Source organism: Enterococcus sp. DIV0170 (assembly GCF_051710765.1).
GTDB lineage: Bacteria > Bacillota > Bacilli > Lactobacillales > Enterococcaceae > Enterococcus_A > Enterococcus_A raffinosus.
In genome coordinates this window covers 1,299,390-1,312,351 of record NZ_JBIOLG010000001.1, presented here as the reverse complement: position 1 = coordinate 1,312,351, position 12,962 = coordinate 1,299,390, and the positions used below count along the sequence as shown (strand labels likewise).

Annotated in this window: 14 protein-coding genes and 1 riboswitch; all 14 genes read right to left on the bottom strand. The window is 38.0% G+C overall.

The window, feature by feature from the left end; translation table 11 throughout:
• Positions 1-2: 2 nt before the first annotated feature.
• From cobA to IGI50_RS06275, 14 genes are read right to left on the bottom strand one after another with little or no spacing between them, the layout of a single operon-like run.
• Positions 3-1,427 carry a uroporphyrinogen-III C-methyltransferase gene (gene cobA / locus IGI50_RS06340; protein ID WP_438776513.1) on the bottom strand — a complete coding sequence of 475 codons (1,425 nt, stop codon included), beginning with the start codon at positions 1,425-1,427 and terminating at the stop codon, positions 3-5.
• A gap of 4 nt (positions 1,428-1,431) precedes the next feature.
• Positions 1,432-2,172: a precorrin-6A reductase gene (cobK, locus tag IGI50_RS06335; RefSeq protein WP_438776512.1), complete on the bottom strand. Its 741-nt coding sequence runs from the start codon at positions 2,170-2,172 to the stop codon at positions 1,432-1,434.
• Positions 2,169-2,894 carry a precorrin-3B C(17)-methyltransferase gene (cobJ, locus tag IGI50_RS06330; RefSeq protein WP_218257140.1) on the bottom strand — a complete coding sequence of 242 codons (726 nt, stop codon included), beginning with the start codon at positions 2,892-2,894 and terminating at the stop codon, positions 2,169-2,171. The genes cobK and cobJ overlap by 4 nt, the downstream gene beginning before the upstream one ends.
• Positions 2,873-3,931, bottom strand: coding sequence for a cobalt-precorrin 5A hydrolase (locus IGI50_RS06325; RefSeq protein WP_438776510.1), 1,059 nt, complete (start codon positions 3,929-3,931; stop codon positions 2,873-2,875). Before IGI50_RS06325 ends, cobJ begins: the two co-directional genes overlap by 22 nt.
• The gene (locus tag IGI50_RS06320) at positions 3,924-4,691 is read right to left on the bottom strand and encodes a cobalt-precorrin-4 methyltransferase (protein ID WP_438776508.1); all 768 of its coding nucleotides are present in this window, start codon (positions 4,689-4,691) and stop codon (positions 3,924-3,926) included. Before IGI50_RS06320 ends, IGI50_RS06325 begins: the two co-directional genes overlap by 8 nt.
• A 4-nt stretch (positions 4,692-4,695) precedes the next feature.
• Positions 4,696-5,214: a decarboxylating cobalt-precorrin-6B (C(15))-methyltransferase gene (locus IGI50_RS06315; RefSeq protein ID WP_438776506.1), complete on the bottom strand. Its 519-nt coding sequence runs from the start codon at positions 5,212-5,214 to the stop codon at positions 4,696-4,698.
• Positions 5,215-5,239: 25 nt separating this feature from the next.
• Positions 5,240-5,851, bottom strand: coding sequence for a cobalt-precorrin-7 (C(5))-methyltransferase (locus IGI50_RS06310; protein ID WP_438776505.1), 612 nt, complete (start codon positions 5,849-5,851; stop codon positions 5,240-5,242).
• The gene (gene cbiD / locus IGI50_RS06305; protein ID WP_438776504.1) at positions 5,848-6,969 is read right to left on the bottom strand and encodes a cobalt-precorrin-5B (C(1))-methyltransferase CbiD; all 1,122 of its coding nucleotides are present in this window, start codon (positions 6,967-6,969) and stop codon (positions 5,848-5,850) included. Before cbiD ends, IGI50_RS06310 begins: the two co-directional genes overlap by 4 nt.
• Positions 6,969-7,619: a cobalt-precorrin-8 methylmutase gene (locus IGI50_RS06300; protein WP_438776503.1), complete on the bottom strand. Its 651-nt coding sequence runs from the start codon at positions 7,617-7,619 to the stop codon at positions 6,969-6,971. The genes cbiD and IGI50_RS06300 overlap by 1 nt, the downstream gene beginning before the upstream one ends.
• Before the next feature lie 14 nt (positions 7,620-7,633).
• Entirely contained in the window at positions 7,634-8,590 is a 957-nt protein-coding gene (gene cbiB / locus IGI50_RS06295) for an adenosylcobinamide-phosphate synthase CbiB (RefSeq protein WP_438776502.1), read from the bottom strand.
• On the bottom strand, positions 8,587-9,942 hold the full coding sequence (locus IGI50_RS06290) for a cobyrinate a,c-diamide synthase (protein WP_438776501.1): 1,356 nt from the start codon (positions 9,940-9,942) through the stop codon (positions 8,587-8,589). Before IGI50_RS06290 ends, cbiB begins: the two co-directional genes overlap by 4 nt.
• Positions 9,833-10,822: a GHMP family kinase ATP-binding protein gene (locus tag IGI50_RS06285; protein WP_438776500.1), complete on the bottom strand. Its 990-nt coding sequence runs from the start codon at positions 10,820-10,822 to the stop codon at positions 9,833-9,835. Before IGI50_RS06285 ends, IGI50_RS06290 begins: the two co-directional genes overlap by 110 nt.
• Positions 10,819-11,883 carry a threonine-phosphate decarboxylase CobD gene (cobD, locus tag IGI50_RS06280; protein ID WP_438776499.1) on the bottom strand — a complete coding sequence of 355 codons (1,065 nt, stop codon included), beginning with the start codon at positions 11,881-11,883 and terminating at the stop codon, positions 10,819-10,821. The genes IGI50_RS06285 and cobD overlap by 4 nt, the downstream gene beginning before the upstream one ends.
• 21 nt (positions 11,884-11,904) lie before the next feature.
• The gene (locus IGI50_RS06275; RefSeq protein ID WP_218257129.1) at positions 11,905-12,405 is read right to left on the bottom strand and encodes an ECF transporter S component; all 501 of its coding nucleotides are present in this window, start codon (positions 12,403-12,405) and stop codon (positions 11,905-11,907) included.
• A gap of 112 nt (positions 12,406-12,517) precedes the next feature.
• Positions 12,518-12,709, bottom strand: a riboswitch (cobalamin riboswitch).
• Positions 12,710-12,962: the final 253 nt, after the last annotated feature.

Sequence of the window (12,962 nt, the reverse complement as noted above, 5' to 3'; positions counted from 1 at the left end):
TGCTACATCTCCTCTATTAATTTATTGATCACACTTTTATAACTAGGCTCATTTGTCACAATTACTGGAAGATGGTAGTCTTCAAAAATCGCTTTTGTCTTATTTCCCATCACTACAACTTTTTTCTTCCGAACAATCGCTAATTCTTCCGTAGACAAAGTCGTCAAAAATAATCGAGCAGATTTTGAATTAGGAAAGTACATAAAATCTGTTTCTTGCCACAGCTTAGGTATTTCTGCTGTAATTTTTTCTTCATGACTTATCACCTTTTTGCCTGGGATTCTTTGTTCATTCAGACACGCTATCTCAAAGGAATCTCCTAAAAATAGTGTATTAGAAGTAACTTGAAACTCTTGCAAACACTGTGGTATATCTATAAACTCATGATCCGGACAAATCCCTATTCTTTTCATAGCTGTCCCCGTATGATGACCTACTGTAATAAAGCACCAATCCATCAAATTACGCCAATCGATACCACATATTTTCATGGCTCGAATGAACATCTCAATACTAAGTTGATCTGTAAAAACGATATTTTTAGGCTCAGAAAATTCCATTTTTTCATCAAATATTTGAATACTACTTGCTGGCAGTTCAACAATTTCTGCCCCTAAATCTGATAAACGATTTGTCATATTTCTTTTTTTTGAATAAGGGACTGTAATACTTAATGAAAAAAGTGGACGCTCTTCGAAAAAATTCAAGTCTTGTCGGCGGTTTACAACGTTCCCAATCACAATTAAACTCGGTGGCTCCAGCTTTGCTTTTTGAGCTTGTTCAAAAATCGTCGCAAGTGTACCTGTTACTGTTTTCTGTTGTTTGCGACTAGCCCACTGAATCACTGCTGCTGGAGTCGTTTCATCCCTCCCGTGACTTATCAGTTGATTTGTAATTTCTTGTAAACTAGACATCCCCATCAAAAAAACCAATGTTCCTTCTGCCGCCGCAGCTGTTTTCCAATCCACTTGTTGATCTGATTTATTTAGATGTCCTGTATAGACATGGAAACTTGCAGCTAAATCTCTGTGTGTAATTGGAATTCCGGCATAAGCGAGCCCACCAATAGATGAGGTAATCCCAGGAATCGTCTCAAATGGAATTCCAGCTTTCTTTAGAGATGCCCCCTCTTCGCCACCACGACCAAAAACATAAGGATCTCCGCTTTTAAGTCGGACGACATTAAGGTTCAACTTCGCTTTTTCAATCATGATCTCCTCAATCTTATCTTGTGGAACTGGATGATAATTTGGCTTTTTGCCAACATAAATCTTCTCACAAGCAATTTTACAGGCATTTAAAATCGCTGGATTGATCAAGCGATCATATACAATCACATCTGCCTGTTCGATTTTTCTTAATCCTTTGACCGTTAGCAACTCTGGATCTCCTAGTCCCGCACCAACTAATGAAATTTTTCCGACCATTTCATTACTCCTTTACTTGATGAACAAGCTCTTCAATAGTTGAAAACTTATTCGGATAGTTTATCTTTTTACGTCTCAGCACAATACACGGAATATTCAAATCATGACAGGCCTCGACTTTTTCTAGAAAACCACCTGCGTTGCCACTTTCTTTTGTAATCATCACGCCAGCTTTATTGTGAAGCAATAATTCACGATTCAACGTTCTAGAAAAGGGTCCCTTTATTGCTTCTACTTGACTAGTTATTAATCCCAACTTTTCAATAGCATTCATGACTTCGGTTGTTGGTAATACTCTGGCAATTATCGCCTTTTTAGGTAGATATTTTAAAAACTCTCCTAACGTTTTACTTCCTGTCGTTAAATAAATGTTTCCTGAATATTCTTGAGCCTTCTGGCAAGCCTCTTTTACTGAGTCTACCTCGAGTACTCCCTCAGCACTAAATGAAGGACGCTCAAAACGAAAATAAGGAGTGGCTGTTGCTTCACAAGCAGAGATCGCATTTTTCGAAACTTCCTCTGCAAATGGATGTGTTGCATCAACAATTTTATTTACTTGATGATTTTGAATAAATTCCACCATCTCTGCTTTAGTTAAACGGCCTTTAATAATATTTTCCGCAACGGATTTTGCAAGACTTTCACCATAATCTGAAACGACGGACAGATAGAAATTTATATCATTCTTATTGAATGCTTTTGCAATATTTTGGCTATCAGAGGTACCTCCCAAAAGTAAAATCATAATTGGTACCCTCGGGGAGTGATCATCCGTTCATTGTGAATATAGGTTTCCTTGTTTCCTACTAAAACAACGGTTGTCATATCCACCATTGTTTCATCTAATTGTGCAATTGTTGTAAGAATTGTCTTTTCTTTTTTTCGTCCAATATCTTTCGCTAATCCAAGAATGGTCTCTTTTGGTTTGTATTGTTGAATGATCTCTAATGCCTTGGTTAAATGATTAGGTCTACCTTTACTTCTAGGGTTGTATAAACAAATGACAAAATCCGCACTAGCGGCAGCATGCAGTCGTTTTTCAATCATTTCCCAAGGCGTCATCAAATCGCTAAGACTGATATGACAAAAGTCATTCATTAAAGGAGCGCCTAATAACGCTGCACCTGCAATACTAGCGGTAATTCCTGGAACAATTTTGACATTAATTTCATCATTCGTTTGACTTAGTAGTTCTAAGATCAAACCTGCCATCCCATACACACCTGCATCACCACTTGAAATTACAGCAACATTTTTTCCTTCTTTTGCTACCTCAATCGCTTTTTTACATCGATCGATTTCTTGTTTCATTCCGGTACTGATTATTTTTTTTCCACTGACTAATTCGTGAATTAATCGGACATATGTGGTGTACCCCACAATTACTTCTACTTTACGGATGACCTCCATCGCTTCAAGCGACATCTTTCCTTTTTCACCTGGCCCTAATCCCACCACGTACAACATGTGTCGTCCTCATTCCTTCCCAATGCAAAGGTGACGCCTTGGCCGGCATAACGTTTCGTCACCACTTGTCCATTACTTGCTAAATCTGCTGCTGCCAAACTCACACTACCTACACCAGTTATTTTTTTTACGAACTCTGATTGAGGATATTTTTTTGAAACAGCTGATAATTCTTTTGAAGTATAAGTTGTAAACGGTACATTAAGCCATTCGGCCAATTGGCATATGCCTGCTTCACTTTTTTTCAATTCAATACTGACAATTTCTTTTATACTTCGATAATGAACATTGTTTAATTCACAAAAATTAAGATACTCTTGCTTAATAATTGGAAAAGCAAGTGCTTTTCTTGCCCCAATCCCTAATACATATCTTCGAGGAACTACTTGAATAATTTTTTCAGAAAAAAGTTGCTCCTTTTTATCTGAAATAAGCAGTACAGCTTGAAAGTCGTCCACTGAGTCACTAGCCTCCATTAGAGTTAACCCTCGAAAATCTTTGATCCATTCTTCATGTTGTATTAAGCCTACCTTTTGATGGTCGGCTAGAAGGCCGTTAACTTTTTTTGTTGTCTCCTCAAAATTGTCATACCAGCCATTAATTTCTTTACTCAGTAAATCCAAAGCCGTTACTTCTTGCACATCTGTCGCTGTAGTTATTACTGGACAGCTATTTAATTTTTCGGCAATTTCAAGGGTCAGTTGATTCCCTCCTCCAATATGCCCAGATAATAGGCTGATTGTATGTCTGCCTTTCTCATCAATAACTATTACTGCAGGATCTTTTCGCTTGTCCTCTAACACACCAGCAACGCTGCGAACTACAATTCCCGTTGCCATGATGCAAATCAGTGCCTCGTATTGTGAAAAAAGAGCGTGAATACCTGATAAAACTTTCCCTGTAGGAAGAACCAATAGATCCGTTTCAGCTTTATTCTCAGGTACAAAAATAGGCGCACTTTTATCCCAACTATCCCGTAATTCTCGAGCTAATTTAATTCCCGATGAAGTGATGGCTATAATTGCTCGCTTATTCATCGCTTTTCTCATTTCGATATTCATGCGCAAATGATGCATCATAGAGTTTAGAGTAATAAAACTCATTTCCTAAGAAATCCCCCACCATAATCAACGCCGTTTTCGTAATATCTGTCTCTTCAATTTTTTTTGTAATATTTTCTAATGTGCCATAAATTTTCTTTTCTTCGGGCCAGGTCGCTTTATAAATAACTGCTACAGGGTTTTTCATTTGATAGCCCCCAGCAAGCAGCTCCTCAACTACTCTCTCTATCCCTTGAATCGAGAGAAAAATGACCATTGAAGTTTGATGTTGCGCAAAAGAACGTAAACTCTCTCTTTCTGGCACAGGCGTTCTTCCCGCCATTCGTGTGATAATTACACTTTGAGAAATTTCTGGAACGGTATATTCTACACCTAAACTTGACGCCGCACCTAAAAATGAACTAACACCTGGCGTACAAGTAAATTCAATTTTGCGTTTTTTTAATTCTTCGATTTGCTCTCGAATTGATCCATAGATGGAAAAATCTCCCGTTTGCAAGCGGACAACTTCTTTATTCGCCTTTATACCTCGTTCCATTTCATCAATAATCTCCGTTAAGTTCATGGTGGCACTATTGAATAGTTGACAATCGGAGGAACAATAATTTAGAAGCTCCGGATTTACTAATGAACCTGCATAAATGACACAGTCGGCTGATTTAAGCAACTGGTATCCTTTAAATGTAATCAATTCCGGATCTCCTGGTCCGGCACCCACGAAATGTACTTTTGCCATATGGTTATCCCTCTTTTCTCGATTCAATAATAATCACTGGGTTTTGCCCTTTAAAATAATGGCCTTGACCTAATTTCGTATAATGACCGACTTGCAGCTGAATGGCTTGATATAAATGATTCTTGTTCTCCAGCCACTTAGTCGCTTCGATCGCGTGTTCGATTAAAATAAAATTTAGTACTAAACGTCCTCCCGTTTGTAGTCGTCGAAAACTCCATTCTAAAATTTCCGACAAGTTTCCTCCTGTTCCACCAACAAAAATAGCATCGAATCTCTCAGTTAAATTAATAGGTGCCTTCCCTAGGACACTCTTTATATTAGTCAATTGAAATTTATTTTGATTTTTCTTCAATATATCAAGAGCAGCTTGATTTGAATCAATTGTCGTAACCTTTAAGTTAGGGTATGAATAAGCAGCTTCAATCGCCATTGTGCCTGTTCCTGTGCCTATATCTAAAAAGGTCTCTGCTTCTCCCAACTGTAACTTTGCTAAACTAACTGTTCGTATCTCTTCTTTTGTCATTGGAACACTTCCGCGAATGAAACAATCATCCTTCATTAATTATCACCACTGCATTCATTTGATAGTCTTCATCTGGCACATCAGAAGCTTTGTAGCATCTGATTTTTTCATCGGTATAACTAAGATTCTCACCTATATAAAAGATTGAGTGTTTAGGATACTTTATTGATTCCTGTGCTAATTGATAAGGTCCTATTGTTTTATCGGTTACAATTCCGACTTTAGGTAAGTTAAAAATTATCGAGTAGTCGGGGCTTCTGCCATGACTGCTAGTAATAAAGCAATCTTCCATGGGAATATCTATGCGATTGAACAAGTACTGTAAAGAACTAATTCCGGGAAGAATTGTTAATTTTTCTGCTGGAAATCGCTGAATCAGCCATTTTCCAATTCCGTAAGTTAGTGGATCTCCCGAAGCCAATAGCACGAGATTGTCGTCTTGGTAGTCATTTAAAAGTATCAATAGATCCTCTAATTTACTTGGGAGTAACTGACAATTTTTCTTTTTATTAATCGGAACAAGCTTCAATTGCCGTTTGCTTCCAATAATTTGGTCTGCTGCCTCAATTGCAGATTGAGCTTTGTTAAAGAGGTAATCTTGCGTTCCGCCCGGACCAATTCCGACGACAGTGATCATTTCCATTCCTCCTTCAACAGTTCCAATGATTTGGTTGACGCTAAGTATCCTCGTTGAGAAGAAAATAAAACGACTTCAATGGATGGTTCAGGTTTACGATATTTTAATAGCCCTTCGGAACGTTTTTTCACTTTTTGTGCAATAATTTGATAAACTGCCTCATACCCTGCTTGAGCAATAATTTCTCCAGCCGCCTCAGTCGTTAAACATTGTTCAATTTGTTGCAGCTGAGTCACAGGCATTCCTAATAGCGCTAGATTGGCCACTAAAATTTCTGCTCGTGCATCGGCATCCCTGCTATGTGTTGAAAATATTCCCGCAGAAACTTTGATCAATTTCCCTAGATGTCCAACCATCAGTACTTTTTCAAATTTTAGTCGTTGTATTTCCTTTAATACGTATCCGACAAAATTACTCATAGATACAATTCGTGCTTCATTTAGCTTTAATGTCTTTAAAGCAAAGGTTTCACCATAATTACCTGGACATAAGATTACAGAGTTATCCCCTTGACTTTTTTTCATCTCTAATTCTAGGGAGATTGATTGTTTCCAGCCTTCTTCAGACATAGGAGTGACAATACCTGTCGTACCTAAAATTGAAATTCCACCTTTAATACCTAACCGACGATTCATCGTTTGTTTTGCAATCTCTTCTCCCTCTGGGGCAAAAACAGTGATTTTTGCTCCAGTGTTCGAGCCAATTATTTTTCGTACTGATCTTTCAATCATCCTTCTTGGAACCGAGTTAATTGCGGCTTCACCAACAGGTAATTGCAATCCAATTTCTGTTACTCGACCGATCCCTACTCCCCCATCAATGATTAGTTGATTGGTCGTATTACGAGTGACTTCTACACCAATGAGCATGCCATCAGTAGCATCCACATCATCCCCACCATCTTTCACAACAAACGCTTGACAGCCGTCCTTCTTCATTTCTATGGAATGAATTGGAATCATTATCTTTTCTTTATTTGGAAGCTCAATTTTGATTTCTTCGTAAGCTTTATCATGAAAAAGAAAATAGGCTGCTGCACTTGCTGCCGCAGTTGCACATGATCCTGTCGTATAGCCCTTACGTAACTTTTTCCCGTTATAAAAGACAAACTCCCCCATTAGTTTTCCCTTTCTACTAACTGATACAATAGGGCATTGATAATCGCAGCTGCAACATTGCTGCCGCCTTTCCGTCCTCTAGCTACTATCGCTGGAACATCACTTTCAAATAATGCCTCCTTTGATTCAGCAGCACCGACAAAACCAACAGGAACACCAATTACCGCCGCGGCATTTAACTCTCCTTTTTCGATGAGCTCTAATAATTTGAAAATGGCTGTTGGTGCATTCCCGATAACAAATAGTTTTGGCCCGTCCTTTTTTGCGGCGTATTCGATTCCGGCCATTGAACGAGTCATTCCTTTGCTTTTAGCCTGCTCAGATATTTTAGGATCGGCTATGTAACATTCATAACGAATAGTTAACTTATCTAATACACGCTTATTTATTCCACTTAACGCCATTGTTGTGTCAGTAAAAATTGTCCCGTTTCCTGTTAAGAAAAAATCTTTCAGCTCTGTGATAACATCATTGGTAAAAACGAGATTTTTTAAATAGTCAAAATCAGCACTCGTATGAATGACGCGTTTTATAATCATTTCCTCCTCTGGGCAAGAGTAAACAAAGTCAGGAAAATCTTGATCAATTATTCCTTGAATGATCGTAAAGCTCTTTGATTCAATTAACTGAGGATTTCTTATATAGTCCACACGTTTCCCTCTTCTCAAAATAAGTAATAGGTAAAGAAAATTGCTATACCGCTGAAAATGCTTAGACTTAAAATTGACGTTACATATAGCAACGTATTTGTAATCAAAATATCCCTAGGTTCTGCCGAACGAAGTGTTACACCAATGGTTGGTTTATAAATTTCGACACCATGATAGCAATGTGTTCCGCCTAGCTGTATTCCTAAAGCACCAGCAACAATAGATTCAGGAAAACCGCTGTTTGGGCTTTTATGCTTACGGCAATCCTTTTTACCAACTGCCCAAGCATTCGCCACATTTAAGTTCAGCAATTTGGCCGAAGCTAATAAAAATAGCCAAGTTAATCGGGCAGGGATAAAATTCCATAAATCATCCATTTTTGCTGAGAACCAACCAATTGCTTGGTACTTTGGAGTCACATAGCCAACCATTGAATCGAGTGTATTGACAGCTTTGTACATCATTGCTAATACTGGTCCCCCAATAAATAGATAGAGTAACGGCGCTACGACCCCATCACTGGTGTTTTCAGCAACTGTTTCGATTGTCGCTTTTGTGATTTCTTCTTCCGTTAACTCACTAGTATCTCTACCTACAATCATCGCAACTTGTTTTCGGGCGCTATTTAAAGTATCTAATGTCAATTTCTGATACACTTTTTTCCCTTCCAAAGACAAACTTTTAGTTGCCAATGTTGTGTAGGCTAAATATACATAGCAAAATGTCCCGAAAAAAGGGTGAATTAGAAAACTTATTTTGAGAATGAAATACGTGATCAAACCAGTACCGAAAACCGTAACTAAAAACAACAGGATGCCCCAGCGATATTTTTCATTTTCACTTTTTGTTTGCGTATATCTTCGCTGAAACCAATCAATGAAATTGCCGATACACTTAATTGGATGGGGCCAATTATAAGGATCACCGATCAACAGATCTAACAGAAATGCAGTAACAATCCAAATAGTCATAGATCATTCCTCACTTGTTGTAATAAATTCTGTAGAAAGGTCTCGTTTTGATAGAAATGGAGATGTAGATAACTCCCAAAAGTATTTTTCTTTTGATAGCCACCTGCCCATTCTTTGATGACTTCTCCATCTCTTTTTTTGGTCATTTTCAAGACAGTAGGTTCCTGACTATTGAAGACAGAATGGTGAAATTCGTGTCCAACAACAACCGTCCCCTTTTTCCCTATCAGAGTGTCTCTTTCAATTTCTCCGTAACAATAGCCAAATTTTCTGAGTCCAGAAGACATCTCACTGACGCCTTCAAAAATCCCCACCATCGGATAGAACTCATTTCCACTTTTAAATGAAGATCCTAAGTACATCAGCCCCCCACACTCAGCTAGGATAAATGCTCCCTGCTCATGCTTTTCCTTAATATTTTGTCGCATCGAAGAATTTTCAGCGAGTTGTTCCGCAAACTCTTCAGGATATCCACCACCAAAATAGTACAAGTCTGCACTTGGCAACTCACGATCTCTGATTGGGCTAAAGGAAATCAATTCTACTCCATATTCAGACAGCAACTCGAGATTGTCCTGATAATAAAAATGGAATGCCTCATCTAGCGCATAAGCGAGTGTAATTTTAGGATAATGAGGATATTTCGGTGCCTTATATGAAAGTTCTTCTTCTGACAAGGATTCTACTAATCGTTTAAAATCAAAAGTTTTTTCTAATGATTCAGATATTTTTTGTATTTTTTTGGTGGCATCCTTACTTTCTCTATCAGGGATCAGTCCGAGTTGTCTAGAAGGAAGTTCTGCTCCTTTCTCACGCTTTAAATAGCCGAAAACAGGAATATCCGTATATTTTTCAACCGCTTTTCTTATCAATTGATAGTGTGTTTCGGAAGCCACCTTATTAATTAACACTCCACAAATATTGACCTCAGGATCAAAATTTGCAAAGCCCTTTACAACAGCTGCTACAGATGTTGAGGCCGATTGGCCATCCACTACTAACAGTACTGGAAAATTCAACAATTTCGCTATTCCTGCACTTGAACAATAGTCCTTATCAACACCTAAACCGTCAAAAAGACCCATCACCCCTTCTATTACACATATTTCTGCTTGATGCGCTTCTTTTTCAAATAGCGATCGTAAACAATCGGTATTTGGGACTAAAAACATGTCCAGATTACGTGAATGTTTTCCTGTGATACGAGTATGGTATTCTGTATCTACATAATCAGGGCCAACCTTATAGGGCTGAATTTTGTACCCCTGCTTTTGCAGGAGGTTCATCAAGCCAAGTGCTATCGTCGTTTTCCCCGACCCGCTGGATACTGCGGCAACCATTAATTTTTTCATTGTTTCTCCCCACCTCCAACAGCTGTACTCCTCCATAAAAGCTATGATGTACACTTATCCTTGAATACCATTCGCTGAGCTTAGACCGTTGAATCACTCGTATTGCCTCTTTTATTTCTTCAACTGTTTCCAGCATGATTCCAACGACGGAACCACTATGTGCGACATTAATACCCAGCCATTTAAAATATTGCTGAAACTTTAATAATTCAGAGAAATATGGTTTGGGTAAGATATTTTGATTCAAAACAGCGCTTTGAGTTGCTGCCTCACCAAGAAATTTTAAAGATTGTATTTTTACCGCATGTTGATAATGTTGGTGGACCTCAAGAAATTGCTTGCGTTGTTGATAGAACAATCGGTCGGTTTCAGTAGAATGAAAGGCTTCTGTTGTTAGAGTTTCATCCGGTTCAAGTACAAGCACGTAGAACAAAGGAGCCCAGCCGCTTTGTTCCCTAATGGAACCCGTTCTTTGCTCAAATAAGGTAAGCGTTGGAAAAAGAATACTGTCTGTTCGTTCGATTGCCAAACAAATCTCTATTATCTGATCTCTTGAAATCTGCTTTCCAAAAAACGCCGCAACAGCTTGACAGGTTGCAGCAATATCAGCTGTACTGCTTGCCATTCCTTTGGCAACTGGTAAATCTGAATTTATTGTAAGTGAAAGTCTCGAGCTTACTTCGCTCGGAAGATCAAAACAAGTCAATGTCCGTCGCAAAGCTTCTTCGGCTTTTAAATGACCAGATTTGGAAGTTTCTTTTAAACTTACTTCAACCATGGAAAAACGATTAATTCCATAACTGACTAATTTTTGTGAATCATCCAACCATCCTTGAATGAGTTCCCCACAGGAGCCTGGACAAGAAGCAACCGCCTTCATAAAATCTCCTCCAATGCATTCAAAAGCACTTGATTCTCCGTTCTGGATTTAACTGCAATGCGATAGTACTTTTTAGTTAATCCTTTAAAATCACTGCAATCCCGAATCACTATGTTTTTATGAATCAAGCTTTCATACAGACATCCGCCGCCTAGATAACGAAAGAATAAAAAATTTGTTTGACTTAGAAAAAGTTCTATCTCTTCAAAAGCAGATAACCCTTTTTCTAAAAAAAGACGCTCTTTCTGAATATATCGCTGACTCTCCTCAATAAAGCTATGTTCTTTTAGCGCTTGCCTGCCTGCTAAATCCGCAAATGTATTAATATGCCAAGGAATTGACCTCTTTTTAATTGCATGTAAAGTGGATAAATTGCTCGTCAATAAATACCCTAAACGTAATCCAGGAATCGCAAACATTTTAGTTAGTGAACGTAAAATATATAAATTGGGATAATCATTGATTGACGAAATGAGCGAGTTTTCCTCTTTTGTAAAATCTACAAAGGCTTCATCTAGAATAAGTACCACTTCATTTTTACAACAAAATTCGAATAATTTATCAAGTTCCCTTTTAGAAAGAATTTGTCCGACTGGATTATTGGGGTTACAAAGGCAAATACCATCAACCTTCTGCGCTTCTGCTACCTGAATCAGTTCCTTAACCGACCATTCAAAATTTCGCTCTTCTAAATAGAAATAACAAAATTCTGTCCCTGATTGACTAAACGCTGCCTCGTATTCTCCAAAAGTCGGCGCCAACAAAAGAAGTTTATTCACCTTTAATGTGCTTCCCAGCATAAAAATAGCTTCAGCCGCTCCGTTAGATGGGTAGATAAACGCTTCTGAAATTTCATGAAAATTGGCAATTGATCGAATCAGTGTTTGGTAACGAATATCGGGATAATGTATCAATTGTGTAATACTATTCGCGATCACTCGTTCAACGCCTTCGGGAATACCCAAGGGATTGATATTTGCACTAAAATCAATTAACCGTTCCATACCTTTTTGATAAACTTCACTAATTTCCTGAATATTCCCACCATGTTTGACCGTCATAATTATGGCTCCGCTTCTTCTTTATTTTAGAAAAATTGCTTCTTTATATTTTTGTGGAATGCCTAAAATAACAACCTCGGATAAGCACAAGTTAACTACTGTGGCAAGTGTTAAAGGGACAAATAGCATAAAAACAACCGGACCCATTAGTGGGTAAAGTAATAACAAATCAAGGGGTACGTTGATCGTATAACCTACTAACATAGAAACAATCGATGCAACCACTTTATTTTTTGACAATTTTTTACGCGTCCAGCTATAGAAAAACATACAGACTGCCATCAAGACCGCAATAATCAAATGGATCGGCAACGTATTTGGAAAACCAGATAGTAAGGCAGAAATCATGTGTCCGAAAAATCCTAAAAATGCGCCTGCTGCAGGACCAAGAATAATCGCACCAATAAAGGCTGGAAAAGAATCCAGGGCAATGGAACCTAGAATTTTGATATTTGCACCGATCACACAGAGAGCCAAGAGTATTGCCAATGTTGCTAATTTCTTTGTAGAGTACTTCATCATAATTCCCTCCTTAAAAATAAACACGGCGAGACCGAAAGTGGTCTCGCCGTGTTTTATTTGTCCAAAAAAGATACAGACAACCAGCAAAATAACCTTCCCAATCCAATTATTTCTTAATCTCTATATAAGGTATCCTGACTTTGCATCTCTTTACTATCTCGCCTTCCCGAAGAGTGGCTGTTGAGAGTTCATCCGCATATACAGTAGAAAGGGGCTGTTGAGGATTCTCACCTCATTCCCTTACACAGTGATTACTTTATTAAGTTTTCATTTATTATAGCAAACGTTTACATAGATACTGGTTCTTTCAAGGGAACTCAGCCGCATTGTGCTATTTTTTGTAGCGAATGGGCAAAATATTATAATAAAATACCAGCCTAATCCCTACTACATCATCCTTTAGTTCCTTTTATTGAACGGAATTTATTAAAGTCTCATTTACAAATTAACAAAATTCAATTTGATCAAGTAAGTTGAGCCAAAATTTGTTATTTCTCGTAAAAACAAAGCAAGATATTGTTATTGACTCTACCAGATGAATGATAAATGTTGATTTA

Excerpts from the sequence above, each read along its gene's own strand:
- IGI50_RS06315 (WP_438776506.1), bottom strand. The coding sequence starts at position 5,214 with ATGACAAAAGAAGAGATACGAACAGTTAGTTTAGCAAAGTTACAGTTG.
- cbiB (WP_438776502.1), bottom strand. The coding sequence starts at position 8,590 with ATGACTATTTGGATTGTTACTGCATTTCTGTTAGATCTGTTGATCGGT.
- IGI50_RS06325 (WP_438776510.1), bottom strand. The coding sequence starts at position 3,931 with ATGAATAAGCGAGCAATTATAGCCATCACTTCATCGGGAATTAAATTA.
- IGI50_RS06320 (WP_438776508.1), bottom strand. The coding sequence starts at position 4,691 with ATGGCAAAAGTACATTTCGTGGGTGCCGGACCAGGAGATCCGGAATTG.
- IGI50_RS06310 (WP_438776505.1), bottom strand. The coding sequence starts at position 5,851 with ATGATCACTGTCGTCGGAATTGGTCCGGGCGGAACGCAAGATTACCTC.
- cobA (WP_438776513.1), bottom strand. The coding sequence starts at position 1,427 with ATGGTCGGAAAAATTTCATTAGTTGGTGCGGGACTAGGAGATCCAGAG.
- IGI50_RS06275 (WP_218257129.1), bottom strand. The coding sequence starts at position 12,405 with ATGATGAAGTACTCTACAAAGAAATTAGCAACATTGGCAATACTCTTG.
- cobK (WP_438776512.1), bottom strand. The coding sequence starts at position 2,172 with ATGATTTTACTTTTGGGAGGTACCTCTGATAGCCAAAATATTGCAAAA.
- IGI50_RS06285 (WP_438776500.1), bottom strand. The coding sequence starts at position 10,822 with ATGAAGGCGGTTGCTTCTTGTCCAGGCTCCTGTGGGGAACTCATTCAA.
- cobJ (WP_218257140.1), bottom strand. The coding sequence starts at position 2,894 with ATGTTGTACGTGGTGGGATTAGGGCCAGGTGAAAAAGGAAAGATGTCG.
- IGI50_RS06290 (WP_438776501.1), bottom strand. The coding sequence starts at position 9,942 with ATGAAAAAATTAATGGTTGCCGCAGTATCCAGCGGGTCGGGGAAAACG.
- cbiD (WP_438776504.1), bottom strand. The coding sequence starts at position 6,969 with ATGGGGGAGTTTGTCTTTTATAACGGGAAAAAGTTACGTAAGGGCTAT.
- cobD (WP_438776499.1), bottom strand. The coding sequence starts at position 11,883 with ATGACGGTCAAACATGGTGGGAATATTCAGGAAATTAGTGAAGTTTAT.